This is a genomic window from Streptomyces bambusae (assembly GCF_019400985.1).
GTDB lineage: Bacteria > Actinomycetota > Actinomycetes > Streptomycetales > Streptomycetaceae > Streptomyces > Streptomyces bambusae_A.
Genome location: NZ_WTFF01000073.1, coordinates 1 through 26689 on the forward strand (window position 1 = coordinate 1; position 26689 = coordinate 26689).

At 72.4% G+C, this 26689-nt stretch carries 23 protein-coding genes; 16 read left to right on the forward strand and 7 right to left on the reverse strand.

The window, feature by feature from the left end; all coding sequences use genetic code 11:
• The coding region (locus tag GPJ59_RS12945) for a hypothetical protein (RefSeq protein WP_219667237.1) at positions 1–191 on the reverse strand (191 nt) is incomplete at its 3' end.
• 106 nt (positions 192–297) lie between these two features.
• Here GPJ59_RS12945 and GPJ59_RS12950 point away from each other — a divergent pair.
• From GPJ59_RS12950 to GPJ59_RS12965, 4 genes are all read left to right on the forward strand, one after another.
• Positions 298–1104: a VOC family protein gene (locus tag GPJ59_RS12950; RefSeq protein ID WP_258024314.1), complete on the forward strand. Its 807-nt coding sequence runs from the start codon at positions 298–300 to the stop codon at positions 1102–1104.
• Positions 1105–1211: 107 nt separating this feature from the next.
• Complete coding sequence (locus tag GPJ59_RS12955; protein ID WP_219667238.1) at positions 1212–1664, forward strand: SPW repeat protein; 453 nt, start codon at positions 1212–1214, stop codon at positions 1662–1664.
• A 247-nt stretch (positions 1665–1911) separates the two neighbouring features.
• The gene (locus tag GPJ59_RS12960) at positions 1912–4188 is read left to right on the forward strand and encodes a HelD family protein (protein ID WP_219667257.1); all 2277 of its coding nucleotides are present in this window, start codon (positions 1912–1914) and stop codon (positions 4186–4188) included.
• Between the two features lie 363 nt (positions 4189–4551).
• Positions 4552–6135, forward strand: a complete 1584-nt coding sequence (locus GPJ59_RS12965; RefSeq protein ID WP_219667239.1) for an alpha/beta hydrolase — start codon at positions 4552–4554, stop codon at positions 6133–6135.
• Between the two features lie 120 nt (positions 6136–6255).
• On the opposite strand, the gene GPJ59_RS12970 is transcribed toward GPJ59_RS12965, so the two are convergent.
• Both GPJ59_RS12970 and GPJ59_RS12975 read right to left on the reverse strand, forming a co-directional pair.
• Entirely contained in the window at positions 6256–6723 is a 468-nt protein-coding gene (locus GPJ59_RS12970) for a hypothetical protein (RefSeq protein WP_219667240.1), read from the reverse strand.
• 2 nt (positions 6724–6725) lie between these two features.
• Positions 6726–7997: a hypothetical protein gene (locus GPJ59_RS12975; RefSeq protein ID WP_219667241.1), complete on the reverse strand. Its 1272-nt coding sequence runs from the start codon at positions 7995–7997 to the stop codon at positions 6726–6728.
• 32 nt (positions 7998–8029) lie between these two features.
• On the opposite strand from GPJ59_RS12975, the gene GPJ59_RS38480 reads away from it, so the two are divergent.
• Positions 8030–9172, forward strand: a complete 1143-nt coding sequence (locus GPJ59_RS38480) for an FG-GAP repeat domain-containing protein (RefSeq protein WP_219667242.1) — start codon at positions 8030–8032, stop codon at positions 9170–9172.
• Positions 9173–9268: 96 nt separating this feature from the next.
• Here GPJ59_RS38480 and GPJ59_RS12985 read toward each other — a convergent pair whose 3' ends face one another.
• A complete protein-coding gene (locus GPJ59_RS12985) occupies positions 9269–10117 on the reverse strand; it encodes a caspase family protein (protein ID WP_219667243.1) in 849 nt (282 codons plus the stop codon).
• Between the two features lie 188 nt (positions 10118–10305).
• Here GPJ59_RS12985 and GPJ59_RS12990 point away from each other — a divergent pair, with 188 nt between their 5' ends.
• The 5 genes from GPJ59_RS12990 (at position 10306) to GPJ59_RS13010 (ending at position 18607) form a co-directional block, all read left to right on the forward strand.
• Positions 10306–11184, forward strand: coding sequence for a DNA/RNA non-specific endonuclease (locus GPJ59_RS12990; protein WP_219667244.1), 879 nt, complete (start codon positions 10306–10308; stop codon positions 11182–11184).
• A gap of 1 nt (position 11185) precedes the next feature.
• The gene (locus GPJ59_RS12995) at positions 11186–12232 is read left to right on the forward strand and encodes a hypothetical protein (RefSeq protein ID WP_219667245.1); all 1047 of its coding nucleotides are present in this window, start codon (positions 11186–11188) and stop codon (positions 12230–12232) included.
• Positions 12233–12430: 198 nt separating this feature from the next.
• Positions 12431–16387, forward strand: a complete 3957-nt coding sequence (locus GPJ59_RS38485; protein ID WP_308120269.1) for an ATP-binding protein — start codon at positions 12431–12433, stop codon at positions 16385–16387.
• Complete coding sequence (locus GPJ59_RS13005) at positions 16384–17529, forward strand: trypsin-like peptidase domain-containing protein (protein ID WP_219667246.1); 1146 nt, start codon at positions 16384–16386, stop codon at positions 17527–17529. Before GPJ59_RS38485 ends, GPJ59_RS13005 begins: the two co-directional genes overlap by 4 nt.
• 16 nt (positions 17530–17545) lie before the next feature.
• Entirely contained in the window at positions 17546–18607 is a 1062-nt protein-coding gene (locus GPJ59_RS13010; protein WP_219667247.1) for a trypsin-like serine peptidase, read from the forward strand.
• Positions 18608–18795: 188 nt separating this feature from the next.
• Here GPJ59_RS13010 and GPJ59_RS13015 read toward each other — a convergent pair whose 3' ends face one another.
• Entirely contained in the window at positions 18796–19161 is a 366-nt protein-coding gene (locus GPJ59_RS13015; protein WP_219667248.1) for an SAV_915 family protein, read from the reverse strand.
• Between the two features lie 156 nt (positions 19162–19317).
• The gene (locus GPJ59_RS13020) at positions 19318–19887 is read right to left on the reverse strand and encodes a helix-turn-helix domain-containing protein (protein ID WP_219667249.1); all 570 of its coding nucleotides are present in this window, start codon (positions 19885–19887) and stop codon (positions 19318–19320) included.
• 252 nt (positions 19888–20139) lie between these two features.
• Here GPJ59_RS13020 and GPJ59_RS13025 point away from each other — a divergent pair, with 252 nt between their 5' ends.
• The 4 genes from GPJ59_RS13025 (at position 20140) to GPJ59_RS13040 (ending at position 23903) form a co-directional block, all read left to right on the forward strand.
• Positions 20140–20865, forward strand: coding sequence for an ABC transporter permease (locus GPJ59_RS13025; protein ID WP_308120270.1), 726 nt, complete (start codon positions 20140–20142; stop codon positions 20863–20865).
• Positions 20862–21596, forward strand: coding sequence for an ABC transporter ATP-binding protein (locus GPJ59_RS13030; RefSeq protein WP_219667250.1), 735 nt, complete (start codon positions 20862–20864; stop codon positions 21594–21596). The genes GPJ59_RS13025 and GPJ59_RS13030 overlap by 4 nt, the downstream gene beginning before the upstream one ends.
• Before the next feature lie 105 nt (positions 21597–21701).
• Positions 21702–22691 carry an ABC transporter substrate-binding protein gene (locus tag GPJ59_RS13035; RefSeq protein WP_219667251.1) on the forward strand — a complete coding sequence of 330 codons (990 nt, stop codon included), beginning with the start codon at positions 21702–21704 and terminating at the stop codon, positions 22689–22691.
• A gap of 102 nt (positions 22692–22793) precedes the next feature.
• Positions 22794–23903 (forward strand): aryl-sulfate sulfotransferase, encoded by a 1110-nt coding sequence (locus GPJ59_RS13040; protein ID WP_219667252.1) that lies wholly within the window; start codon positions 22794–22796, stop codon positions 23901–23903.
• 54 nt (positions 23904–23957) lie between these two features.
• Here GPJ59_RS13040 and GPJ59_RS13045 read toward each other — a convergent pair whose 3' ends face one another.
• Positions 23958–24899, reverse strand: coding sequence for an NmrA/HSCARG family protein (locus GPJ59_RS13045; protein WP_219667253.1), 942 nt, complete (start codon positions 24897–24899; stop codon positions 23958–23960).
• Between the two features lie 289 nt (positions 24900–25188).
• Here GPJ59_RS13045 and GPJ59_RS13050 point away from each other — a divergent pair, with 289 nt between their 5' ends.
• Entirely contained in the window at positions 25189–26070 is an 882-nt protein-coding gene (locus GPJ59_RS13050) for a S1 family peptidase (protein ID WP_219667254.1), read from the forward strand.
• A 167-nt stretch (positions 26071–26237) separates the two neighbouring features.
• Positions 26238–26615 carry a hypothetical protein gene (locus tag GPJ59_RS13055; RefSeq protein ID WP_219667255.1) on the forward strand — a complete coding sequence of 126 codons (378 nt, stop codon included), beginning with the start codon at positions 26238–26240 and terminating at the stop codon, positions 26613–26615.
• Positions 26616–26689 lie beyond the last annotated feature (74 nt).

Genomic DNA, 26689 nt, shown 5'->3' on the forward strand with positions numbered 1-26689 from the left:
GCCGGGGCAAAGGCAGCGGGCACAGCGGCGGCCGGGACGGGAGCAGCATGCCCGGCGGCAGCCGACGCTGCGACCGGGGCCGGCGCTGGGGCGGCCGCGGCGGCCGGGACGGCGGCAGCGAGGGACAGCGGGGCGGTGACCGCGGCCACGGCCGCAGCCGCAGTTAACGCGCGACGGATGATCTTGTCCATGATCGGGAGGTTATCCGCCGTTCGGGCGGCGCCGCATCGTTCCGCAGGGGGACACGGCCCTCCCTCCACAAGGTGAGACGCTGGGAACGTGGGAAGGTGGCAGGCGATGAGGATCTCGACGGGTGACGTGTTCGGCGCACCGTGCTGGGTGAGCCTGATGTCCCGCGATGTGGAGGCGTCGCAGCGCTTCTACGGCGGGGTGCTGGAGTGGGACTTCCGGCCCGGTGCGCCGGGTGAGGCCTTCACCGTGGCGGTGTCGCACGGGGTGCCCGTGGCGGGTATCGGGGAGCTCACCTCGGACATGGCCCTGGCGGCGGCCTGGACCCCCTACTTCGCGGTCGACGACGCGGACACGGCCGTGGACCGCATCCGCGAGCGGACCGGCACCGTCGCGGTGGGCCCGGTCTCGCTGGCCGGCCACGGGCGCGCCGTGCTGGCGGCCGACCCCGACGGCGCGATCTTCGGGGTCTGGGAGGGGAACGTGCGCTCGGAGTGGCGGGTCGGGGAGGGTGCCTCGCCCGCCTGGCTGGAACTGCACACCCGCAACGCCTTCGACGCCGCCCTGTTCTACGGGGAGGTGCTGGAGTGGGCCACCGGCCGGACCGGCTGCTGCGAGGTGGCCTACGAGGAGGACAAGGTGGTCCTGCGGCAGGCGGGGGAGCCGGTCGCCCGGCTGGCCAGCCACGTCGGCGAGCCGACCACCGTGGACCCGCAGCTCCGGCCGCGCTGGCACGTGCACTTCCGGGTGCCCGACCTGGAGCGGGCCACCGAGGCGGCCCTGTCGCTCGGTGGGCACCGGGCCTCCGCGGTGCACACCGCCGAGGCCGAGCGGTGCGTGACGCTGCGCGATCCCGACGGCGTCCTGTTCGACATCACCGAGACAGCCGACGTGGCGTCGGAGACACCGATCTGACTCCGATTCGATGCAATGCACCCCTTGACCAGCGGGGTTCAGAAGGGGTCACATGGGGCATAAGGGGGATAAAGAGTAGATAAGGGCTCCTCCAGAAGGCGGCCATCATGACCACTCATCCCAGCCCAAGCATCGAGCACCACCCCGACGTCGCCGAGATGCGCTCCCGGTTCGAGCGGGCCACCGCCACACCCAGAGCACAGGCCATAGAGACGCTGGCGCTGCTCACGGGCGTGTACCTGGCCGCGTCGCCATGGATTGCCGGCTTCGCGATCCTCACCCCGCTGGCGGTGTGCAACCTGATCATGGGTGTCGCGTACAGCCTGCTCCTGGGCGTCGGGAACGCCTACGAGCGCACGCACTCCATGGCGTGGGCCGCCTGCGCGATCGGCGCGTTCACGATCATCTCCCCGTGGGTCGTCGCAGGACCGTTCGACGTCACGCGCAGCGTGCTCAACAACGTCATCACCGGTGCCGTCGCCCTGCTCCTGGCTCTGGCCATGGCCGCCAACGCCGGTCAGGGCGTGAGCGGCAGGCCGAGGGGCCGCGGCGCGATGTGACGGGATGGCGCGACCCGACCGCTCGGACGAGGGCCCCCGGGGACGGGGGCCCTCGGTCGCGCCTCGCCCGCCACCACCGTCACCCCGCCACCACCGCCCACCCCCGTCACCCCGCCACGCAGAGAAATACCCCGACCGCATTGGCGGTCGGGGTATTTCTCTGCGTATATTGGGTATTTCACGCCCACAGGCACACCAAAGGCGCGTGAAAACCTTATGGAGACACCATATCGTGTCAGGAGTGGAATTGTCAACCGAGGAATTCCGGAGCGAGCAGAAATTCGTCACCGACCTCTACGTGCGCCTCGACCACCTGCGTGAACAGGCGGAACGAGCGGTCCGCGGGGCCCTGCGCGAGGTCGGCAACGGAGCCCAGGCGCGCCTGGAACGCGATGTGCTGGTCGCCGAGCAGTCCGGGCTGCTTTCCGCGCTGAATTCCGGCGAGAGCGGGCTCTGCTTCGGCCGTCTGGAGTTCTCCGACGGCCGGGACCACCACATCGGCCGCATCGGCATCCGGAAGGACGACGCCGAGCGCACCCCCCTGGTCCTCGACTGGCGGGCGGAGGTCGCCCGCCCCTTCTACCTGGCGACCGGGCACCACCCCATGGGTCTGCGCCGGCGCCGCCACATCACCACCGAGGGCCGTGAGGTCACCGCGCTGCACGACGAGATCCTCGACCTCACCGACACCGAGCGCACCGGCCACGAGGGCGCCGACGCGGACGCCGTGCTGCTCGCCGCGCTCGACGCCGCCCGCACCGGCCGGATGCACGACATCGTGGAGACCATCCAGGCCGAGCAGGACCGCATCATCCGCTCCCCGCACCGCGGCGTCCTCGTGGTCGAGGGCGGACCGGGCACCGGCAAGACCGCCGTCGCCCTGCACCGGGCCGCGTACCTGCTGTACGCCTACCGGGAGCAGCTCGCCAAGCGCGGTGTCCTGATCGTGGGCCCGAACCCGGCCTTCCTCGGCTACATCGGCGAGGTGCTGCCCGCCCTCGGCGAGACCGGGGTGCTGCTCGCCTCCCCCGGCGAGCTGTTCCCCGGCGTCCGCGCCACCGGTACGGACCGCCCGGGCGCGGCCGCGGTCAAGGGCCGGGCAGCGATGGCCGACGTACTCGCCCGCGTGGTGGCGGACCGCCAGACGTTGCCGGAGACCGTGCCGGCGGGCAGCGGGGAGGAGGCCGACGTGGTGCCGGAGGCGGCGCTGGAGATCGACCACGACGACTACGGGACGCTGCTGCTGGACCGCACGATGGCCCATGAGGCGCGGGACCGCGCCCGTTCCACCGGTCTGCCGCACAACCTCGCCCGCCCCTACTTCGCCTTCCGGATCATCGACGCGCTCACCGAGCAGCTCGCCGACCGGCTGGGCGCGGACCCGTACGGCGGCCCGAACCTGCTCGGTCCGGACGACGTCGCGCAGCTCGGCAAGGAGATCGCCACCAGCTCGGAGGTGCACGCCGCCATCGATTCCCTGTGGCCGGAACTGACCCCGCGGGCGCTGGTCGAGGACTTCCTGGCCGACCCCACGCACCTGTCCGAGGCGGACGCGGAGCTGATCCGGCGGCCGGCGGGCGGGGCCTGGACCCCGGCCGACGTACCGCTGCTGGACGAGGCGGCCGAGCTGCTGGGCTTCGACGACACGGCGCAGCGGGCCGCCGAGGAACGGGAGCGCCTGGAGCGGGTCGCCTACGCGCAGGGCGTGCTGGACCTGTCGGCGGGCTCGGAGAGCTTCGAGTTCGAGGACCAGGAGAACGAGTTCCTGGCCGCGCACGACATCATCGACGCCGAGCGGATGGCCGAGCGCCACGAGGAGGCCGACCACCGCAGCACGGCCGAGCGGGCCGCGGCCGACCGGACCTGGGCCTTCGGGCACGTCATCGTGGACGAGGCGCAGGAGTTGTCGGCGATGGCGTGGCGGCTGCTGATGCGGCGCTGCCCGACCCGTTCCATGACGCTGGTCGGCGACCCGGCGCAGACGGGCGACGAGGCGGGCTGCGGCTCCTGGCAGCAGATCCTCGCCCCCTACGTCGAGGACAGGTGGGAGCTGGTCCGCCTCGGTGTCAACTACCGTACGCCCGCCGAGATCATGGACGTGGCGGCGGCGGTACTGCGGGCCCGCCATCCCGGCTTCGAGCCGCCGAGGTCGGTGCGGTCCACCGGGGTGCGGCCCTGGCTGCTGCGGGCCGCGGCCGACCTGGCGGGCACGGTGGGCGAGGCGGTGGCGCGGCACCTGCCGGCGGACGGCCGGCTGGCGGTGATCGCACCACGGGCCCTGCACGAGCGGCTGGCGCAGGCGCTGCCCGGCGTACGGCCAGGGGCCGAGCCGGACCTGACCCGGACGGTGGTGCTGCTGGACCCGCGGCAGGCCAAGGGGCTGGAGTTCGACACGGTGGTCGTGGTGGAGCCGGCGGAGCTGGAGCCGAGCGATCTGTACGTGGCACTGACCCGGGCCACGCAGGCCCTGGGCATCGTCCACACGGGCCCCCTCCCGGAGGGCCTGGCCGAACCGCCGGCCTGACGGGATCGCCGGCCCGACGGGATCGGCGGGCTGACCGGACCGCCGACCCGACCGGACCGCCGACCCGACCGGACCGCCGACCCGACGGGATCGCCGACCGACCGGACCGCCGGCCTGACCGGACCGCCGACCCGACCCGACCGGACCGGACCGCACCCCGACCGAGCCGCCGGCCCGACCGGACCGCGCGCCGGGCCCACGGAATTCCGGTGGGCCCGGTCAACCTTGGCGTTCTTTCCGGCCAGTTGACCGCTTCCCCCTCATTCGTCAGGAGTATCGCAAGCCCGCCTTCGTGATGATTCGCGCAGCCGTCGCATAACCCAGGGTGGTGATGTCCGAACATCAGCGAAAGGAACGGCTTTCGTGCGCATGCGACGATTCGCACCGCTGCTCGCCGCGGGCGTCTTCGCGGCCCTGGCCCCCGCCCTGGCACCCGCCCAGGCCTCGGCAGCCCCGACCGCCCCGACCGCCCCGACAGCCACCGCCCCGACCCCCGAGTACCTCACGCAGAAGCTGGACTGGCAGCGCTGCGACCCCGACCCCCAGCTGCCCGCGTCGTACGAGTGCGCGACCGTCAAGGTCCCGCTCGACTACCGGCGTCCGCAGGGCCAGAAGCTGGACCTGGCCGTCTCGCGGATGAAGGCCGCCGACCCCGCCAAGCGGCGCGGCGTCATGCTGCTCAACCCCGGCGGGCCGGGCGGACCGGGTCTCGACCTGCCCGTCCTGTTCGACACGGCGCTGCCGAAGGAGGTCCGCGAACAGTACGACCTCATCGGCTTCGATCCGCGCGGTGTGGGGCGCAGCAGCCCGATCAGCTGTGCCATGACGGACGGCGAGATGGACTTCCTGCGCCCGTACAAGCCGGAGAAGTTCGCCGAGGACGTGGCATGGGCCAAGGCGGTGGCCGACAAGTGCCGTGCGCAGTCGGGCGCGGTGCTGCCGCACATCACCACCCGCAACACCGCGCGCGACATGGACCTGGTGCGCGCGGTGCTGGGCGAGCGGAAGATCTCGTACCTGGGCTACTCCTACGGCACCTACCTGGGCGCCGTGTACACGGAGATGTTCCCGCACCGCACCGACCGCTTCGTGCTCGACAGCGGTGTGGACCCCGCGCGTGCCTGGCGCGGCATGATCCAGGTGTGGGCCGAGGCCGCGGAGCCGGCGTTCCAGAGGTGGGCGCGGTGGACGGCCGAGCGGTCCGGCGAGTACGGGCTCGGCGAGACCCCTGACGCGGTGTCGAAGACCTTCTGGGACCTGGTGGCGCGTGCCGACCGGGAGCCGGTCGTCATCGACGGGCAGAAGTTCGACGGGGACGCCCTGCGGTCCGCGCGGGCGCTGTTCTTCTACCCGAAGGAGGCGGCGCAGTTCGTCCAGGCCGTCAAGGCGGCCGCCGAGGGCCGCACGCCGCCGCAGGGCCTGCCGGGCAGGTTCCGGCGCGCCGCGGAGCCGGCGCAGGACAACAGCTCGGCGGTCTTCTGGGCCGTGGTGTGCGGGGACACCGACGCCTGGCCGCGCGACCCGGAGCAGTACCGCCGCGACGCGGTCCGCGACAAGGAGCGCTACCCGCTGTTCGGCGACTTCGCCTCGAACATCATGCCGTGCGCGTTCTGGGACCGGCCGGTGGAGAAGGCCACGGCGGTCAACAACCGGACGCCGGTCATGACCGTCCAGAACGAGTGGGACTCCCAGACCCCGCTGTCCAGCGGTGAGGGCCTGCACCGCGCGCTGAAGGGCTCCCGCATGGTCCTCGCGGCCGGCGGCGAGGGCCACGGCGTGTACCTCTTCGACGAGGCGTCGTGCGCGAACGCGCCCGTCACGGCGTACCTGGCCACGGGTCGCCTGCCGTACGAGGACGTCACCTGCACCACGCCTCCGGCGGAGGGCAGGCGTCTGACGGGCCCGAAGCCGGCCCCGCCGTTCCCGCTGCCGCAGGACCGTTTCTGACGGACGTGCCGCTGCAGCGGTACGAAGAAGCCCTGCCGAGGCGTTTCGCCTCGGCAGGGCTTCTTGCCGTGCCCGGTGGCCGTGCGGCCGTTCGGCCGCTTCGGCGGCGGGGCGGGGGTGTCACCAGACCGAGCGCAGGAGCGTGTCGCGCACCCAGCCGGAGAACGGGTCCGAGGACGGGTCCTCAGGTGTCACCAGGGACACGTGGAATCCTTCCGGGACGAGGAGGACCGCGCCGTGCCAGTCGACTCCGCTGCCGGTCTCCGTGCCCCGGTCGACCGTGACCGAGAACTCGCGGAACGGCCTGTAGAAGACGGCGAACGGTCCTTCTCCGTCCGTCCCCAGCGCGTACCCCTGTTCCTCCCAGAACTCCTCCATGGCGAGATCGCGGCTGAACGTCGCGATCTCCGAGTCGGCCGGGTCGGCTTCGGGGTCGAAGGCGATCGAGCCGAAATCGAAGGAGCGGTGGTCGGATCCGTTGATGAGGTACGCCGGCCACTTCTCGGCGAGCTTCGGCGAGAGGCGGCCGAACAGGTCACCCGGGGCACCGCCCAGGACGAGATCCGTGGCGTATCCGGTGAATTCCACGACTACCCCTCACCGTTCCCGGTCGTCCCGGTCGTCCCGGTCCCCTGGTCCTCCCGGGCCCCGGTCATCCCAGTCCCTTGGTCGGGCCAGCATAAAGGATCTTGGCTCTGCCGATGTCCAGGTCCTCGGGGCTGAACCAGACGTGTTCGCGTCCGCCCCGTAGGCGCCCGTTGACCTTGCAGGCACACACCTCGAACTGGAGTCGTCCACCTCCCCGCCGATGAAGCCCTTCTTGTCGGGCCAGATGGAGGGAGTGGCGCCGCGGACCTCGCCGAACGGGGTGAACTTGCGCCGGGTGACCTCCTGGGTCGCCGCGTCGACGCTCGTGTTCGCCGTTCCGTTGCTGTCCTGGAGCAGGTACGACGTGGAGACCTTGCCGTCCTTGGCGGTGCGCACCATGACGGGGCCGGACGGTTGGCGTAGTACCGGGTGCCCTCGACCTTGCCGCCGGGCGTGAGCTTGACCTCGGTGCCCGGCAGGTACAGCGTGCTGCCCGACGGGTCGCGCTTGATCAGCCGGTTGCCGCCGCCGTCGTACACGTACTCGGTGGTCCTGGACCCCTCGGTCACCTTGGCCAGCCGGCCCTCGGTGTCCCTCTCGAAGTCCTGGGTGTTGCCCTGGACGGTCCGCAGGTCGGTGTTGCCGGCGTCGTCGTAGGTGAACGAGTCGGACCGCACGCCCTGCGGGCCGGTGGTGGTGACCTGTCCCAGCCGGTTGGCCCCGGGTTTGCCCGGGGTGCCGTACTTGTAGTCACGCGTGACCTGCTTGGCGGCCTCCCCGCTGGGTGAGTGCTGGACCTCCTTGGTGCGGTTGCCCGCGGCGTCGAAGCTGTACGAGGACCAGTACGGGTTCGGTCCGCCCACCTTGGGCCTGGAGTCCGGTCCGGCGGCGCCCGGCTTGGCCGCGCAGCCGTCCGTGGCCGTCCACGCCTCGCTCATGCGGCGCATGTAGTCGTAGGCGAAGCACTGGGTGTCCGTGGTGGCAGAGCCTGAAGGCCCCTCCTTGTCGGTGACCTTCAGGATGTTGCCGATGGTGTCGTACTCGTACGACGTGTCGCTGATCCGGCCGGGCGCCTTCTCCCGGTCGTGGACCTGCCGGGTCAGCCGGCGGGTCTGCTCGTCGTAGAAGCTGGTCGAGTACAGCTGGGAGCCGGCCGGGCCGGCTTCCGTGCGCAGGACGTCGCCCATGGGCGAGTAGTCGACCTTGCCCACGAACGTCTTGCCCGCGATGCCCATGACCGTGGGGAGTTCGAAGTGGTTGTAGCCCATGGTCATGCGCTCGGCGGGCAGTCCACCGATCGCACGCGGTGGACCCGGCCGGACAGACGGTCTTCGGCTCGGCCAAGCCCCAGATGTGGGACGCCGGCGGCGAGAACCCGCAGGCGGGCGCCAGGCCGGCCGCACCGGGGGCGAAGTTCCTGCGGACGGCCCCCGGCGGCTTCGGCCCGGCCACCGCCGCGCCCAAGGCCATCACCAACGGCACCAAGCAGGCCGACCTCGGCGTCACGCTGGAGGGCGAGAAGCTCACGCTGACGCCCGACAGGCAGCTGCTGGACGCGGCCGGCACGACGTACCCCGTGGTCATCGACCCGACCTGGGACGCCTGGAAGCAGGCGTGGACGATCGCGTACAAGCACAACGCCTTCCCGTCCTCGGCCGGGACCAACTACTGGAACGGCGGCACCCTCAGCAAGGACGCCCGCGTCGGCTGCGCCAAGGACGCCCAGAACGGCAACGCGGTCATCTGCGCCAAGACCTTCTTCCAGGTCGGCATGAAGGACTACTGGGACAAGCAGATCCTGGAGTCCACCCTGCGCATCAAGCAGAAGTCGGCGGGCTCCTGGAGCTGCAGGTCCGGTGACATCCATGTCTGGGATACCGGCACCATCTCCAAGTCCACCACCTGGAACAACCAGCCGGACTGGCAGCGGCTCGTGGACGCCACCGGCCAGTCCTACGGCGGCCGCAACTGCCCCGGCGACGGCGCGCTGTACGGCTACACGGCCGGCGGCGTGGCGATGTTCACCTTCCCGGCCCAGGCGAACGGCGGCTTCGCCGCGCCGGTCAAGTCGTGGACGCGGACCAAGGAGCAGTGGGACTACGCGCGGACCAAGTTCACGGTCGGCGACTACGACGGGGACGGCCGCGCCGACGCCGCCCTGATGTACGACCACGGCGACGGCCACGGCGCGCTGTACACGCTGCTCGCCGAGCCGGACGGCACGGTGGGCGACGCGGTCCGCAGCTGGGACACGCCGGAGGAGTACTGGTACGCCTCGAACACCAGCATGCCGGTCTCCGGTGACGCCGACGGGGACGGCCGCGCGGACGTGCTGAGCATGTACAACTACCACAGCGGCGCCACCGGCGCGTTCACGTTCAAGAGCCGGCCCGACGGCGGGTTCGAGAACGGCTTCCTGAGCTGGCAGACCCTGCCCGGCACGTGGTGATCCCCGCGTAGTCCGGCCTGCCGTTCACGGGGCCCCGTACCGTCCGGGCCGGACGGTACGGGGCCCCGCCCGCGTCCGGGGCGCCCGCCGGTGTCCTCAGACGGTGAAGGGCTTCTGGGCCAGGAACTGCTCCGAGGGGGTGCCCGTGGTGTAGAAGTTCGGGCTCTGGATCGCCGGCATGCGCCGTTGGATGTCGCGGTGGAAGTCGCGGTAGTCGCCGCTGAAGCTGCCCTTGTTCCACACCCTGAGAAGTTGCTCGGTGAACAGTCCGTTGACGCTGCCGTCGGAGGCCAGCTGGTTGTCCTGGCAGGCTCCGATGAGCACGGCGTCCGGGGCCTTGCCGTTGCCCTTCTTGAGCTCGCGCTGGAGCTTCTCGAAGAAGGCGTGGTCCCGTTCGAAGATCTGCTCCTGCTTGTCCATCGGCATCACCCGGGCCGCGGCCTCGACCTGCTGCGGGGCGCTGGAGCCGAACTGCGTCTCCATGGCCTGCGGGCTCAGCAGCTCCTGGACGGACTCGATGCTGGTGCCGCTGTGGCAGCAGTCGAGCACGGCGAGGATCCGTACGCCCGGCTCGAAGGCCTGGAACTCGCGGTACAGCTCGTCGTCGAGGAACTGGCGGTCGTAGAAGACCAGCGTCTCGTCCTTGCGGTCGGACTCGGCGTCCCCTCCGGTGCGGTCGGGCACCTGGCCGCCGTGCCCCGAGTAGGTGAAGAGCAGGATGTCGCCGTTCTTCAGCTGTCCGGCGGCCTCGCGAAGCTGCGCGGTGATGTTGTCCACCGTGCCGTCGGGGGTGAGGATCACGGTGTCCTCGAACCCGTTGGCACGGGCCACCGCGGCCATGTCGCGCGCGTCGTTCTCGCAGGCCACGAGCTGGCCGTTCCAGCCGTCGTACTTGTCGGGGTCGACGCTGTTCAGTCCGATGTGCAGGGACAGTCCGGTGGGCATGAATGCTCCTCGTCGGGCGGGGCTCAGGGGGACGAGAGCATGGGTTCCGTGGCCGCCGGGGCTTGAACCACGGCCGTCGCGACGCCGCCCGATCGGGCCTGCCGGGGGTACGCACGGGGGTGGCCGCTGTTCGGGTGGCCCCGCGCAGTGCACCGTGACGGAGCCCTCCCGCGCGGTACTTCCATCATATGAACGCAATTGAGACGCCGCCCGAGCTCGCGGCGCGCGCCGGGGCCCTGTCCGACCGCACCGGCTACGACGAGTCCTTCCTCGGCCCGGTGGTCCCGCTCCCGATGCCGACCGACCCCACGATCGAGACGGTCGTCCTCCCCTACACGCACTTCACCGTCGTCCACCGCCCTGACCGCCGCCTGGCCGCCTCGACCGCCGTCTGCATCGACGGCTCCCGGCTGCTGGAGAACGTCCCCCGCGACGACGCCTGGGACTTCGACCCGCGACTGCCGGAGTCGCAGCAGTCCGGCAACGACATCTACCGCAACAACAGCCTCGACCGGGGCCACCTGGTCCGCCGGCTCGATCCGGTCTGGGGCAGCGCCGCCGAGGGCGACCGGGCCAACTCCGACACCTTCCACTACACGAACGCCGCCCCGCAGCAGGACATCTTCAACCAGGGCAAGCAGCTCTGGCAGGGGCTGGAGAACCATCTGCTCGACCACGCCGCCGAGTTCGACCGCAAGCTGACGATCATGACCGGCCCGGTCCTGCACGACTCGGACCCGCCCTACCGGGGCATCCAGGTGCCGCTGCGGTTCTGGAAGGTGGCCGCCTTCGTCCAGGGCGGGCAACTGGCCTCGACCGGCTACATCCTGGACCAGAGCCCCGACCTCACCCGCGACTTCGAGCGGGCGATGGCCGGCGCCCGGCCCGGCGACCCGCCGCCGCTCGGCCCCTTCCGTACCTTCCAGGTGCCGGTGCAGGACATCGTCCAGCTCACCGGGCTGGACTTCGGACCGCTGCCGGCCGCCGACCTGATGCCCGTCACCCGCGCGCCCGCCGAGCGCTGGAAGCGGCTGGAGTCCTACGACGACATGGTCCTGCGGTCCTGACATGCCCGAGCCCGCGATCGTCTACGTCCATGGCAACGGCAACAAGGTCCGCAAGGACCTGCTGAAGTCCCACTGGGACCGGGCGCTGTTCGGCCGGGACATGGGAGCGGCGTCCCGGATGGCCTACTGGGCGCCGCTCCGCTACCCCGAGCCCCTGCCCGACCACGGCGGGGCCGACCCGTCGGCGGGCGGCGGACCGGCGCCGGGCGGGACCTCCGGCCGGGAGACCGACCGGGAGTCCGTCCGGGAGTCCCTCCGCGTGACCGGCCGGGAGCCGGGGATCCCGGCCGGGGAGGAGCCTGGCGCGGGCGTGCCCGAGACCCCCGAGGAGTTCGTCGAGCGCACGCTGCGCACGGCGCGCGCCGACGCCGGGCCGGCGACGGAGGGGCCGGCCGCGGACCACGCGGTGGACGGTGTCGCGGAGGCCGAGCTGGCCGGCTGGCTGGCCCGGATGACGTACGCGGCGGAGACCTTCGACCGGGGCGAGGACACCCTCCCCGCCCCGGTCCCGGGGGTCGGGGTCCGGGCGCTGCCACTGCCGGTGTTCCTGCGCTCGCCGATCTTCAAGCTGCTGGTCGAGCGCACCTTCGAGGACGTCCACGCCTACTTCTTCGGCGGCGCCGGGGAGGCGATGCGGGAGGTCGTCCGCACGGAGCTCGCCCAGGTGGGCGACGGGCCGCTGGTCGTGCTCGGGCACAGCCTGGGGTCCATCCTCGCCTACGAGGTGCTGCGCGAGGAGCACCGGGACGTCAGCCTCTTCGTCACGGTCGGCTCGCCGCTCGGCATCGCCGAGGTCCAGGACCGGCTGGCGCGGCCGTCGGCGGTCCCCGCGGGGGTCGCGGCCTGGGTCAACGTCTCGGACCTGCGCGACCTGGTGGCGCTCGACCACTGGCTCCGCTCCGAGTACGCGCCGCCCGAGCGGGTGACCGACCACCTCGTGAAGAACGACAGCGACAACCACCACGGCATCGGCGAGTACCTGCGGAGCGCTCCCGTACAGGCCCATGTGCGTGCGGTGTTCAACCATCTTGCAGGGGGGCAGAGCTAGTGAAACCATGACAAGTAGTAGTCATCAGCTCGTCCTCAGGCAGTCCGTCCTTCCACGCCGCCGCGGCGGCAGTGCAGGTGCGCTATGGCGCTCAGCAATACCGATTGGGATGTGGTCCGAAATTGGTGCGCGGGCCACCTCTTCTCCGTAGGCGATGCGCAGACCCAGCTCAGAATTGTCGGATTCCCCGATGAGTTCGTGTTCAACTTTCCGGTCGGGGCCACGGCTGCCCAGAACGCTCTGACGCTGGTCACGCTCGTGCGGAACAAGGGTCTGGAGTGGCAGCGCACTCTGCTCCTGTGCCTGAGCAGGCTTGACTCGCTCACTCAGCTGAGCGACGGGGCACAGCTCGTCCAGTACATGGCGGCACTGGACGCCGACGTCGAACAAGAGGTCTCGCGCGAGGACCTGTTCCGCACCAGCATCCTGAGGAACGGCGCCGAGGTGTTCCTCGACCGGGCCGACCTGCGGCAAAGGGTCCGGGAGTTCATCGAGGACCCCGAGAAGACCGTCCTGGCGGTGGACGGCGAGCCGGACAGCGGACGCTCGTACACCTACAGCTACATCCGCCATCTGGGCGGCCACCGAAGGTTCTGCCCGGTGCGCGTGACGCTGAACAAGACCTCGACGGCGGCAGAGCTGATCCAGCAGCTCAGCGAGTCCGTCACCGACGTCCACGTCGGCAGCTCACCGTTGAATCCAACACAGTTGAACGATCCACTGCCGGCGATGGACATCGCGGCGGTCCGCATCGTCCGCCAGGCCACCACCGCCAGCGAGGAGTTCTGGCTCGTCCTTGACGAGTGCGACAAGCTCGACGTCAACTCCGACGTCTGGGACTTCATCGGCAAGATCGCACTGGCGATCTACAACAACCCGCCCCGACAGGGACTGAAGCCGCCCCGGCTGGTGCTGCTCGGCTACTCCTCTTCGATGCGCCATCTTCCTGTAGAGATCAGCAAGAACGAGGTACGGGACACGGCGCGGGTGGTCGGCAAGGACGACCTGCGGACGTTCTTCCACGAGTTCTTCAGCAAGACCCCGGCACCCGGAGCCCAGGATCCGCCGGCCCCGGACCGCGTGGCAGCCCTGGTGGACGCCGCGGCGCCCGCCGTGCTGGCGGCAGGCGAGGCCCCCGGCGAGGACAGCTTCATGCGCAAGGTGGGCAGGGCGGCGGAGGAGACGGTCCGGCTCTACCGCTCCCTCGGCCCCGGCGAGGACTTCACCGCTCGGCTGCACGAGCGCCTGGGCGGCGCCGCGGCCGTCCCGGCGCCTTCGCTGCCCGACCTGCGCACGGGCTACCGGGAGGCTGCCTGCCTGCTGAGCCGGTTCGACCCCAGGAAGCTGCGGCTGCCGGGCGAGGAGCAGCCCACCGGGAAGGCCCTCCTCGAACTCGTCCGCGACGCGCGTGCCGTCAGCATCCGCTCCACCCTCTGGGAACTCAAGCCCGAGATCCGCGACGCGGCACTGCGCGGCCTCGCCGGGCCGGAGGCGGCGCGCCGCGCCCTGCTGGCCAATATCGATCAGGTACCGGACGGCCCCGGCCCCGAGCGGACCGCTCTCGCCTACCTCAGCGGCTGGCCCCCGGACCTGTCGCGATCGAGCCTGGACGAGCTGCTGCACACCCTCCGGGCGGTGCTGTGGCTGGCCCAGGTGCCGGGCATCACCCGCCTTCCCCACCCGGCCGAGATCCACAAGCGGGTGGACCGTGTCCGGCTGCGGGCCCCGCTCGAACGCCTGGTGCAGGGTCCCTTCTACGGCCGCGCAGAGGAGATGGCGGTCCTGCGTGCGTACCTCGGGCTGCCGCCGACCACCAGGTACGGCAAACTGCACCAGGAGCGGGGTGCGTCGGCCACCGACTCCAGCAGCGGCTTGGTGCCGCCGGTCCTGATCCATGGACCGGGCGGGATCGGCAAGAGCACCCTGCTGGCGAAGTTCCTGCTGGACGCCTTGGACGACGCCCCCACCCCGTTCCCCTTCGCCTACATCGACTTCGAGCGGCCCACCCTGTCGGTGCACGAGCCGGCCACCCTCATCGCGGAGATGGCCCGGCAGGTCGGCATCCAGTTCCCCGACCACCGGGCGGAGTTCGACGCGCTCGCCACGGAGTGTGAGGAGGCCGCCGGCACCCACCGCTCCGAGCGGCAGGAGGTCGACGAGCTCTACGAGCTGTCCACCACCCGGGCGAGCATGGGCCGCCGTACCTCCTCGGGGGTGCACGCCAAGGCCGCCTTCCGCGAGGCGAGCCTGGCGCGGCGGCTGGCGGCCCTGATCGTCCGGGCGACCGAACTGCCCCCTGGTGCCGAGCAGCCGCCCTTCGTCATCGTGATCGACTCCTTCGAGGAGGCCCAGTACCGCGGGTCCCCCGTACTCAGCCGCATGTGGGCCGTCTGGGGAGCCCTCTACCAGGATCACCCGCGACTGCGGACCGTCGTCTCCGGCCGGCTCGTCGAGCACCCGGGTCGGACGGTCCAGCCCCTTGTCATCGAACTGGGCGACCTTGACCCGGAGGCCGCGGTGGCCCTGCTGGTCTCCGACGGCGTGACCGACGTACGGCTGGCCGAACAGCTCGCCGCGCGCGTCGGCGGGCACCCGCTGAGCCTGAAGCTCGCCGCGCTGGCAGTGGCCCGGCTGGGTGAGGAGAGGACGGCGGTGAACGCGCTGCTCGACAGCCTCCCCCGCAGGATCTTCCGCAAGGTGGACCAGATGCTCATCCAGGGCACGCTCTACGAGCGGATCCTGGAGCGCATCGGCGACGCCGGGGTGCGCACCCTGGCTCAGGCCGGGCTCGCCCTGCGGACCATCACCTCCGATCTCGTCAGGGAGGTGCTCGCGGAGCCGTGCGGGCTGCCGGTCCCCTCCGACGTGGAAGCCATCCGCCTGTTCCAGCAGCTCGCCCGCCTCGACCTGATGGAGCCCGTCAGCCCGGACACCGTACGCCACCGCAGAGACCTGCGGGGCATCATGCTTCGGCTGGCCGACCGGGACCGCAGGGACCTGATGCGGGCCGTCGGGCAGCGGGCGGTGGCGTACTACGCGGCCCGGGAGGGGCTCCAGGCGCGGGCGGAGGAGATCTACCACCGGCTGCGGCTGAACGAGAGCCCGCGCTCGGTGGAGGAACGCTGGCTGCCCGGCGTGGAGCGGTTCCTCGCCGGGGCCGAGGAGGACATGGCCGGCCGGTCGGCCGCGTACTTGAGCGGTCATCTCGGCGGCCGGCCCACGGACGAGGTACTGGCCGAAGCCGACCAGGAGGACTGGGAGGAGAACATCGCCAACGAGGTGGAGGACCTGCTGTCCCAGGAGTTGAACGACGCTGCCGCGGCACGGCTCGCGGAGCGCCGCCCCTGGACGGCGGGCAGTCGGCTGCACCCGTTGTGGGTGGAGACCCTGGACCGCCTGGGGCGCCGGGAGGAAGCCCGTGCCCACGCCGACGAGGCGGTGGAACGCGCCGAGCAGGCCGGGTTCTCCGAGCTCCAGCTGGAACTGCTGCTGATGTCGGCGCGGCTGGCGAAGGAGGCCGGGGATCTCGCCGCGGCCGACGAGGACCTGGTGGAGGCCGAGCAGATCGCCACCGCGCTGGGCCGGGAGTCCGAGGCACTGGGCGCACTGCTGGAGCGGGCGCGGCTGGGATCCGCCGGCGAACGGGACCCGGAGGTGGACAGCATGCTCGCCGAGCGTCTGCAGGGGCTGCCGGACTCCGAGCTGGCCCGGCAGCCCGCGCTGGCGCGGGCGGCGGCGGCCGAGTGCTCCCCCGGGTACCCACGGGTCCTAGAACACACCCTGGGCGTCGTGGGGCTGCCCGAGAACGAGGACGGCGTGCTGGACGCCCTGGCCGGGGCCATCGGCCAGGCCATCGCCCACCAGCCCGAGCTGCGCGCCACACTGCGCGAACTGCTGGAGAGCGCGATCGGCCCGCAGGTGCCGGCGGTCACGGCCGTCGGCACACCCACGGCCACGACGCAGATGCTGCACGAGGCACGCCAGCGCGGCACGCTGGACCAGCTGGCCGGACAGATGCTGAACCTCGGTGACCGCAGCGGCGAGCTCGTCTCCGGCGTTGCTGCCGCGATGAGCGCGGGCGCCCCGGCCGCCGGCCCCAAAGCGCCGGACGCAGACTCGACGGAGGGAACGGCCGAGCGGCCTGAGCAACCATGAGCGACCCGTATCTCCCGCAGGAAGACGTCCAGCGGCTGAAGGACACCGCCCTGGAGCAGGGCCTCGCGGACCCGATGATGCGGCGCCTGCTGTTCACGGGAATCCTCCCCAAGTACGTGGGTGCGCTGCCGGTGCTCCCGGCGCCCGGCCCGCAAGTGCTCTCCGACCTCAACTCGATGAACCGGGTGGAGCGCCTGATCGACGGCACCGTGCCGCTGGCCGTCTGGCTGCGCAACGCCGTCGACCAGCTCACCGACGCCGCCGCGCGGGACATCTACCAGGAGGCCCTGGACCAGGTGGTGCGGGACGCGGCCGGTGAGCCCGACGTGGCGCCCGACGTCCCGACCGGGGAGACCAAGGAAGAGATCATCTTCCGTGACGACACCGTGCCCTTCGCGTTCCTCAGCGCGGGCGCACTGGCCGGCTCCTCCGTCGCGCGGGTGAAGGTGCTGCCGTACCAGGGGGGCGCCCTGCTCCAGCCGCTGGCGCTGCCGCACAACGGGACCGGCTGGCTCATCGCCCCCGGCCTGCTCGTGACGAACCACCACGTGGTCAACGCCCGCAGCCGCACCGAGGGGGCGCGCCAGGTGGTGGACGAGACGGACCTGAAGCTCCAGGCCACCGGCTCCCGGTCCCGGTTCGACTACCTCACCGAGGACGACCCGGACGTCCAGGAGATCCCGGGCGCAGAGCTGCTGGCCTGGGACGAGAAGCTGGACTACGCGGTGCTGCGGCTGGCCGACACCGCGCCCAAGACGTACCTGCGGGTCGCCACCGAGCCGCTCGTGGTCACCAAGGACGTGCCGGTGGCCGTCAACATCATCCAGCACCCGGGCGGGGAGCCGAAGCGGATCGCGCTGCGCAACAACCTGGTGTTCGAGGCGGACGAGCAGGACGTGCGCTACTTCACCGACACCCGCGGCGGCTCCTCCGGGTCCCCCGTCATGACCGACGACTGGACGGTGGTGGCCCTGCACCGCGGCACCCGGCGGGTGACCGACGTCAGCTTCCAGGGCAAGAGCACGGCCTTCGTCAACGTCGGGACGCAGCTGAGCGCGGTCATGCGGCACCTGCGGGAGCACGCCCCGCAGGTCCACGACGAGATCACGGCGGCCCAGGCCGCCCTGAACGGGCACCCGTAACCCCAGGAGGTGTGACATGCGTGGTGGTTCACCCGTGGCGACCAGCCCCGACAAGGTCTTCACCGAGGACCTCGCCGAGGTCGCCGCACGCGTACGCAAGGGTCTGGAGGCGGAGATCGTCGAATCGGAGGAGGAACTCGCGCCCGCCGAGGCGGCCGCCGCCCAGATCGAGCGCGCCGCCCAGGAGGAGCGCGCCAAGGTGCTGGAGGCGGGTGCGCGCGGGCTGGAGAAGCTCGCCGAGGGCCGCGCCGACGACGTCGACGACGACGAGTACTTCGGCGTCGAGGCCATCGTCCTGCTCCAGGGCCGGCCGGCGATTCTGGTCCAGAACCAGGACTTCCCTTCCCAGAGCGGTGACTGGTCCGTGCTCGACGGGCAGCGGGCCGGCATCCAGCAGTCGATCGCCCGGGTGGGCCGGGTGGAGGTCACCGGGCACGCCGACCTGGACTGGCTCGGTACGGGATTCCTGGTCGCGCCCGACGTGGTGATGACCAACCGCCATGTCGCCGCCGAGTTCAGCCGGTCCGACGGCCAGGGGACGTTCACCTTCCGCCAGGGCATGGGCGCACGGATCGACACGGCCGAGGAGCTCGGCGCGCCGCCGTCCGACGGCACGTTCGAGTTCGCGGTCACCGAGATCATCGGCATCCACCGGGATGTCGACATGGCGCTGCTGCGGGTCACCGCCGGCGCGGGCGGCGGTTCCCTGCCGACGCCGCTGGCGATCGCGGGCGAGGCCCCGCCGGACCTGGTCGGCCGGCCCGTGTACGTGGTCGGCTATCCGGCGCGGGACGGACGCCGCAACGAACCGGAGGCCATGAGCCGGATCTTCATGGACATCTACAACGTCAAGCGGCTGCAGCCGGGCACCACGACGGGGTTCAACCCGGACGGGTCGATGGGCCACGACTGCTCGACGCTGGGCGGCAACAGCGGATCGCCCGTCTTCGACCTGGCCGGGCACCAGGTGCTGGGACTGCACTTCGGCGGCCGGTTCCGGTCCGGCAACTTCTCCGTCCCGCTGTTCAGGCTGACGGACGACCCGCTGCTGGGGCGTGCGGAGGTCAACTTCGTCTGACCGGCGCGGAGGTCGCACGGAGGTCGCACGGAGGTCGCTCGCGCTGCGGAGGTCGCTCACGCGGAGTCCGCCCGGTCGCCGGCACGACGGCGACCCCGGCCGGTCCGACGACCGCCCGGGCCTTCGAGCTCGCCGGCCGAGCAGACGTCCGGCCCCAGCCCCTCCTACGGGTGGTCATCGCCGGCCCGTCACACGGACCGTACGGGGGCGCAGGGGGCGGGCGCGGTGCGTGGCGGCTGCCCCGGTACGGCGGCCAGGGCGGGGGCCGCGGCAGGGGCCGACAGGGTCGGGTCGACGGTCAGCAGGGTCGTGCCGAGCGGCTCGGCGAGGGCGCGCAGCGCCGCTTCGGAGAGCCGGATCCAGGGCTGGCGCGGCCCGAGGGTCGCGGCGAGCAGCTGCGGGGCGGTGAAGCCGACGGCGGTACGCGCGCCCAGAGGGGTGCGGAACATCCGGACCACCACCTCGCTCGTTCCCGGCCGGACGGGTACGTACAGCGGTCCGGCCGGGACGGGTTCCTCGGGCTCGGCGTCGTCGGCGTACTGGAACAGACACATGGGGGACCCTCCCTGGGGACCACGAGCGGGGTGACGGTCGAAAGCTATGCCCGTCCCCGCGCCGTGCGCGCCCCGCCCTGACGGGACCTTGACGCCGGCCGGCCCGGTTCATACGCGTCGCTGACGGGCCCGGGCGCCGGAGCGGTCCGGGCGGGGTCAGGCGTTCGCGACCACGAGGAGGGTGCGGGCCGCGGACGGGCCCGACAGGCGGCAGCGGTGCGGTACTTCGCCGCGGTGGTGGGCGCTCTGCCCGGCGCGCAGGGTCAGCGGGTCCTCGCCCTCGACCTCCAGGACGATCTCCCCCTCCAGTACGTAGAGGAAGTCCTCGCCGGGGTGTTCGAACCAGCCGCGCTCGCCCAGGCCCGGCTCGAAGTGGTGCTCGTAGGCCTCCAGGACCGTGCTGCGGCCGCCGGGGATGAGCACGTGGGCGACCTGCCCCGCGGTCTCGTCGACCCGGATGACCTGGGGGTCGCTCTCGTGGCTGACCGTGCCGGGCCTGCCGGGGGGCCGCAGGAAGGTGCCGGGGGTGACGTCCAGGGCCTCGGCGATCCGGTAGATCGAGCTGAGGCTGGGCGTGGCGAGGCCCCGTTCCAGCTGGCTGAGGAAGGGCTGCGAGAGGCCGGAACGGGCGGCGAGGGCCGCCATGGAGACGCCGCGCTGCTTGCGGCAGTCGCGGATCACCCGTCCGACGTCGATCGCTTCCGGTGTGGGCGCGGGTCGAGGCACGCAGGCGAACGTACCGCATCGCGGCGGGTCCGCCGGGCCCGGCCGGGACAGGTTTCGCACTCCCGCAACACGCCCTTCATAGACCTCGTCAATTATTGACCTCACTTATCGATGCAGGCCAAGGAAGCGAGGAGTCGTCACGTGCACGCCTCTCCCCCCTCACCACCGGAAGGCCGGGCTCTTCAGGGGCGGGCCCTTCGCCGCCGGATGCCCGCGGGCGGCGGCCGGGCCCCGGGCCGGCTCGGTCCGGCCGTGGCGGCGGCGGCTGCCGTGCTCGCGGCCTGGCAGCTCCTGGCCCTGTCCGGAGCGGCGGCCCCCGGCCTGCTCCCCTCACCCGCCCAGACCCTGGCGGCCCTGGCGGACAGCGCCGGCAGCGGCACCCTGGCCACCGATCTCGGCGCCAGCCTGGCCCGCGCCGGGCAGGGCTTCGCGCTCGGCGCGGTGGTGGGCGGGGCACTGGGCTTCGCCACCGGATACCTGCCCCTGCTGTCCGCCGCCGTCACACCGGTCGTCTCGTTCCTGCGTCCCATCCCGGCGATCGCCCTGGTTCCGCTCGCGACGGCCTGGTTCGGCATCGGGGAGACCGCGAAGCGGCTGCTGATCGCCTACGCGGTGCTGCTCGCCGTCTGGCTGTACGTCCATGACGGGGTGTCACGCGTACCGGTGACGCACCTGCGCGCGGCCCGGTCACTGGGTGCGCCGCTGCACCGGCGGTTCACCGAGGTGCTGCTGCCGGCCGCCGCGCCCGCGCTGCTCGCGGCGCTCCGCTACGGGGCCTCGGTGGCGCTGCTGGCCCTGGTGGCGGCGGAACTCGGCGGCGCGCAGAGCGGATTGGCGTACCGGCTCCAGGTCGACGGGCAGTTCCTGCGGGTGGACCGGATGTTCGCCGGGCTGATCGTGCTCGGGCTCCTCGGCGTGGCCGTCGACCTGGTGCTGGCCGGGATCGGGCGCCGCTTCGTGCACCGGGAGGCGTCATGAGCCGGGCGGTACGGCTGGAGGGGCTGGCCGTCGACTACGGCCGGACCTCGCGCCGGGCTGCGGTGCCGGTGCTGGACCGCACCGACCTCGAATTCCCCGCCGGGTCCTTCACGGCGCTGCTCGGCCCCAGCGGTTGCGGGAAGTCCACCCTGCTCGGCGCTGTGGCGGGATTCGTCCGGCCGGCGGCCGGGCGGGTCGCGGTCGGCGGTACGCAGGTCTGCGGCCCCGGTCCGGACCGCGGCATGGTGTTCCAGCAGTACGCGCTCTTCCCCTGGCGCACGGCCCGCGGCAACGTCGAGTTCGCGCTCAAGCGCTTCGGGCTGCCGAGGACGGAACGCCGGCGGCGGGCCCTCGCCGCACTGGCGGAGGTCGGTCTCGCGGACGGCGTCGAGAGGTACCCGGCGCAGCTGTCCGGCGGGATGCAGCAGCGCGTGGCGCTGGCCCGGGCGCTGGCCGCCGAGCCCGATGTCCTGCTGCTGGACGAGCCGTTCGGCGCCCTGGACGCCCTGACGCGCACCCGTATGCAGGAGTTGCTGCGACGGCTGTGGCAACGCACCGGCACCACCGTGCTGTTCGTCACGCACGACATCGACGAGGCATTGGCGCTGGCCGAGCGGGTCGTCGTGCTCGGCGGCACGCCGGGCCGTGTACTGGGCGACCACGCGGTACCGGAGGGTCCCGCGGACCCGGCCCTGCGTGCCCGCATCGCCGGACACCTCGGCACGGGGTGACTCCTCCGCCCCCTGCTTCCCCCCTCCTCCTGACCTTCCGACGCCTCCTCCGCTTCCTCCGCTTCCTCCGCTTCGCTTCCGACTCCCCGGAAAGGACAGTGCACCGTGCCAGGACCCCGTGCGGTGGCCGCCGCCCTCGTGGTGGCGCTGCTCTCCCCCTTCATGACGGCCTGCGCCGCCGGCCCGGGCGGCGGCGCCCGCTCGCCCGTCACCATCGCCGGCAGCGACCACCTGGGCGGCGCCCCCGTCCACCTCGCCCAGGAGCGGCGGCTGTGGGCCGCCGAGGGCGTGGACGCTGCCGTCACCACCCTGCCGACCGGCCGTGACGCGTTGAACGCCGTCCTCGGCGGCCAGGCACAGTTCGGCGTGGTGGGCGACCTGCCCGCCGTGACGGCCGCGCTGGGCGGGCGCGACGTACGCATCGTCGCCGAGCTGTCCCGCTTCTCCGACTGGCGGCTGCTCACCCGGACCGACCGCGCCGTCGCCGGCTTCGACGGGCTCAGGGGCCGCAAGGTGGGCGTCCCCCAGGGCACGAACACCGAGTACGCGCTGTCCCGGATGCTCGCGTCCGCACAGCTGTCGGCCGCCGACGTCACGGTGGTCAACCTGGCGCCCGGCCAGGTCCCCGCGGCCCTCGCCCGCGGCGACATCGACGCCGGGGTCACGTTCCCCAGCTTCTACGAGGCCGCCCGTACCGCCCTCGGCGAGCGGTACGCCGAGCTCCCGTTCGCCGGTTACGCCGCGCGGACCCTGCTGATCGCCGGCCCCTCGGCCGACGACGAAAGCGCCACCGCCGTGCTACGGGCGCTGCTGCGGGCCCAGCGCGAGCTCACGGCCGACCCGGCGGGCGCGCGGCGCGCCGTGCTCGCGCAGTCCCAGGGTGCCCTCCAGGCCGGGTACGTGGAGGCCTTCCAGCCCCGCTACACCTACGGCGCCACGCTCTCCGCCGAGCTGCTCACGCAGTTGCAGGAGGAGGCCGCCTGGGCCAAGGCCGCGCAGGGCCTCCCCGGCTCCGCCGACCGCTCCGCACTGCGGGAACGGCTCCACACCGCCCCGCTCGCGGCCGTCGACCCGGCCGCCGTCACCACCGGCTGACGCGCCTGCGCCGACCGACGCCCCGCCGTCCCGCCCCGACCCCGACCCCGACCCCGACCCAGATCCCGACCCCGACCCCGACCCCGACAGGAGCCACCCACCATGTCCGTCGACCAGAACACCCTGCGCCGCCGCGGCCTCGGCCTGCGCGCCCACGACCCCCTGCGCAGCTACGGCGGCTACACCCTCTACACGCCGATCGCCGGTCCCGGCGAGGTCCGCCTCGTCGACATCGAGGGCCGCACCGTCCACACCTGGAGCTCCCCCCACCCGCCGGGCCGGCACGCCCGGCTGCTGCCGAACGGCAACCTCTTCTACCAGGGAAAGGACACCGGGGGACCGAGCCTGTTCCCCATCTGGGACGTCTACCACGGCGGCATCCTCCAGGAACTCGCCCCCGACGGCACCGTGCTGCGCGAGGTCCGCCACCCCTTCCACCACCACGACGCCTCGGTCCTGCGGGGCGGCAACCTTCTCGTGCTCGGCGTCGAGCCGCTGTCCCCGGCCGACGCGGCCCGGATCCGCGGCGGCATCCCGGGCTCGGAGGCGGCCGGCGGGCAGGTCTACGGCGACGTCGTGCACGAGCTGACCTGGAGCGGCGAGGTCGTGTGGCGCTGGTCCGCGATCGAGCACCTCGATCCCGAGGAGGTGCCGCTGAACCCGCACTTCGCCCGGGAGCACTGGCCGATGGCCAACACGGTCGACGAACTCGCCGACGGCTCCGTGCTGGTGGGCTTCCGCAGCGCGTCCACGACCGTGGCCGTGGACCGCGCCACCGGCTCCGTACGCTGGCGGATCGGCCCCGACGTCCTGGCGCAGCAGCACCATCCGAACGAGCTGGAGAACGGCAACATCCTGGTCTTCGACAACGGCACCTACCGCGACACGACCTCGGTGCCGTACTCCCGGGTGCTGGAGCTGGACCCGGCCACGGGCCTGGAGGTGTGGTCGTACGAGGACAACCCGCCGCAGAACTTCTACAGCCCCTACATGTCCAGCGCCCAGCGCCTGCCCAACGGCAACACCTTCGTCGCCGAGGGCTCGTTCGGCCGCCTCTTCGAGGTGACGCCCGAGGGCGACGTGGTGTGGGAGTACGTGGTCCCGGAGTTCGGCGCGTTCGGCGAGGGGGTGGGCCTGGAGTCCTCCCGGGGTGCGCAGAACTCGGTGTTCCGGGCGTACCGGTACGCGGCCGAGCAGATCCCCTGGCTCTGAGCGCCCGGACCCCCGGCCCGGACCCCGGCCCGGCGCCCCGCCCGGCCCCGCGGTTCAGAGCCGGGCGAACTCCTCGCGGTGCGCGGCCGCCCAGGTGGCGAAGGACTGGAGTTCCGGGTCGAGGGCGCGTACCTCCTGAAGGTCCCGGGCGCGGACGAAGCGCTCCTCGCAGTCGGCGTAGAACTGGAACATGTTCCCGGCCTCGTCGGCCCCGGGGAAGCCCAGCGCGCGGAACTCGTCCGGGGTCAGCGGGGCGTACTCCACCGGCCGGCCGGCAACCTCGGTGAGGACGGCGGCCATGTCGGCGAGCGCCAGGTGCTCGCCGGCGATGCTGACGGTGGCGCCGATCAGGTCGGTGCCCCGCTTGAACACGGAGAGCGCGGTCCTGCCGATGTCGTCGACGCCGATGCCGGAGAGCCTGCTCGTGCCCATCGGGAAGACGATCCGCAGGACGCCGTCCTCGCCGAGCTGCGGGGCGAAGGTGGTGAGGAGGTTCTCCCAGTAGAAGGTGGTGCGCAGGAAGGTGGTGGGAGCGCCCTCGTCGGTGAAGTAGTGGTCGGCCTCCGCCTTGCCGTCGAAGTGCGGCACCTTGTACTCGCCCTGGAGGACGGGCATCCGCTCGTCGTCCAGCGGGATGCAGTCCCGGGTGTCCTCCAGGGTGGACCAGATCACGTGCTGCACGCCGGCGTGCGCGGCGGCGTGGGCGACGGCCTGGGCCTGCTCCTTCTCCCGCCGGGCGGACATGTGCTCCCAGAAGTTGGTGACCACGTACGCCCCGTAGGCGCCCTCCAGCACGGCCGGCAGGCTGGCGGCGTCGTCCATGTCGGCCGGGACGACGTCGGCGCCGAGCTCCACCAGCTCCCGCGCCCGGTCGGAGTCGGGGTTGCGGGTGACGGCCCGGACGGCGAACTCGCCGTCCGCGAGGGCCGCCCGCACCAGGGCCCCGCCCTGCGACCCCGTCGCGCCGAACACCGTGATGACCCGCTTCTGCGCCATGGACGACCCTCCGCCTCGTACCGCTGCACACCAGCCCGAAAAGGGGTGATTCCGGCTTCCCTCACCTTATGCGGATGCGGCGGGCATTTCGATGACCGCCCCGCTGCCCGCCATGCCGCCCTCCCCGCTGCCTCCCCGCCACCCGGTACGCGGCCGGGGGCTTGTGGGCGTACGGTCCCGGTGCGCATACTCCTCGCCAGCGCCTGTCAGGAACATGCCACTCAACCATGGTCCTGACGCGCCTCACAGGGCCGCATCCCCAGGCCCCGACGCTCCGAGGAGGAGATCAGTGAGGATCACGCGCACCACTTCCCCCACCCGCCCGGCACGGTGGACCAGGCTCGCCGCCCTCGCCGCCGGACTGCTGGCGGCCACCGCGCTCTCCCTGCCGCACGCCGCGGCGGCCGCTCCGCGGACCTACACCGCCGAGCAGCTCGCGGCGGTCGACGAGGCCGTGCTCGGCGCGGACGTCGGCGGCACGGCGTGGTACGTCGACCGGGCCGCCGGCCGGGTCGTCGTGACCGCCGACAGCACCGTGTCCGCCGCCGGACTGGCGAAGATCCGGCAGGCGGCGGGCGACGCGGCGGGCGCGCTGCGCATCGACCGCACGCCGGGCAGGTTCACCCGGCTCCTGGGCGCGGGCGACGCCATCTACGGCAGCGGGTACCGCTGCTCGCTCGGTTTCAACGTGGTCAGCGGCAGCACGTACTACTTCCTCACGGCCGGCCACTGCGGCAACGTGGTCAAGACCTGGTACACGAGCTCCGCCCAGAGCACCCTGATCGGCCCCACCGTCGGCTCCAGCTTCCCGGGCAACGACTACGCGCTGGTCCGCTACGACAACGCCTCGCTCAGCCACCCCGGCGGCTTCACCCCCGCCGACGCGTACGTCGGCGAACCGGTCAAGCGCAGCGGTTCCACCACCGGCACCAAGAGCGGCACCGTCACCGCGCTGAACGCGACCGTCCACTACAGCGGCGGCGGCACGGTCCGCGGCATGATCCAGACGAACGTGTGCGCCGAGCCCGGCGATTCCGGCGGCGCCCTGTACGACGGCACGAAGGCACTGGGCCTCACCTCGGGCGGCAGCGGCAACTGCAGCACCGGCGGCACGACCTTCTACCAGCCCGTACCGGAGGCCCTCGCCAAGTACAGGGTCTCGCTGTACTGACAGACCGCGCATACCGAACATCCGGGTGCCGGCCGGGCCCAGCTCGTCCGGCACCCCGCCCGGGTTCCTACCCGGAGGAGTGACACCGGCGGCGGCTTCAGCGCTGAAGGGCGTGGGACCCCTCACCCCCCACGCCCACCCTCCCCCACCCCAGAGGCCGCCACCGCATGTACCGACCACTCGGCATTCCGGACGAGGACACCCTGGAACTCTTCCTCGGCGATCCGGTCTCCGGCAGCACGGCGCCGCCCCCTCCGGCGGCGCCCGCCCCCGAGGCCGGCCCTGTCTTCGTGGACGCCTCGGGGCGCAGGCAGCGCCGGGTGCGCCGCTGGGCCTACCTGCTGGTCCTCCCGGCCGCGGCGTACGTCGTCCTGGTGGTCTCCAGCCTGCTGGGCGGCCCCACCGTCCAGTCCCCGTTCCTCCCCTCGGCCCAGCCCCCGCACACCCCGCGTCCCCCCGGCCCGGCCGCCGGGACGACGCCGGCGGGCCCGTCGGGCAGCGGCTTGCTCTTATACACATCCCCGAGGCCGCGAGAACGAGGCTGAGCTCGCTTGTCGTATTCTGCTTGAAAAAAAAACGATATCCAAGTTGTGTTTCTGAGGATACGCACAGCGCTCTA

Coding starts and splice junctions, on each gene's coding strand:
- GPJ59_RS12950 (WP_258024314.1), top strand. CDS start 298: ATGAGGATCTCGACGGGTGACGTGTTCGGCGCACCGTGCTGGGTGAGC.
- GPJ59_RS12955 (WP_219667238.1), top strand. CDS start 1,212: ATGACCACTCATCCCAGCCCAAGCATCGAGCACCACCCCGACGTCGCC.
- GPJ59_RS12975 (WP_219667241.1), bottom strand. CDS start 7,997: ATGACCATGGGCTACAACCACTTCGAACTCCCCACGGTCATGGGCATC.
- GPJ59_RS12985 (WP_219667243.1), bottom strand. CDS start 10,117: ATGCCCACCGGACTGTCCCTGCACATCGGACTGAACAGCGTCGACCCC.
- GPJ59_RS12990 (WP_219667244.1), top strand. CDS start 10,306: ATGAACGCAATTGAGACGCCGCCCGAGCTCGCGGCGCGCGCCGGGGCC.
- GPJ59_RS12995 (WP_219667245.1), top strand. CDS start 11,186: ATGCCCGAGCCCGCGATCGTCTACGTCCATGGCAACGGCAACAAGGTC.
- GPJ59_RS13005 (WP_219667246.1), top strand. CDS start 16,384: ATGAGCGACCCGTATCTCCCGCAGGAAGACGTCCAGCGGCTGAAGGAC.
- GPJ59_RS13010 (WP_219667247.1), top strand. CDS start 17,546: ATGCGTGGTGGTTCACCCGTGGCGACCAGCCCCGACAAGGTCTTCACC.
- GPJ59_RS13015 (WP_219667248.1), bottom strand. CDS start 19,161: ATGTGTCTGTTCCAGTACGCCGACGACGCCGAGCCCGAGGAACCCGTC.
- GPJ59_RS13030 (WP_219667250.1), top strand. CDS start 20,862: ATGAGCCGGGCGGTACGGCTGGAGGGGCTGGCCGTCGACTACGGCCGG.
- GPJ59_RS13040 (WP_219667252.1), top strand. CDS start 22,794: ATGTCCGTCGACCAGAACACCCTGCGCCGCCGCGGCCTCGGCCTGCGC.
- GPJ59_RS13045 (WP_219667253.1), bottom strand. CDS start 24,899: ATGGCGCAGAAGCGGGTCATCACGGTGTTCGGCGCGACGGGGTCGCAG.
- GPJ59_RS13055 (WP_219667255.1), top strand. CDS start 26,238: ATGTACCGACCACTCGGCATTCCGGACGAGGACACCCTGGAACTCTTC.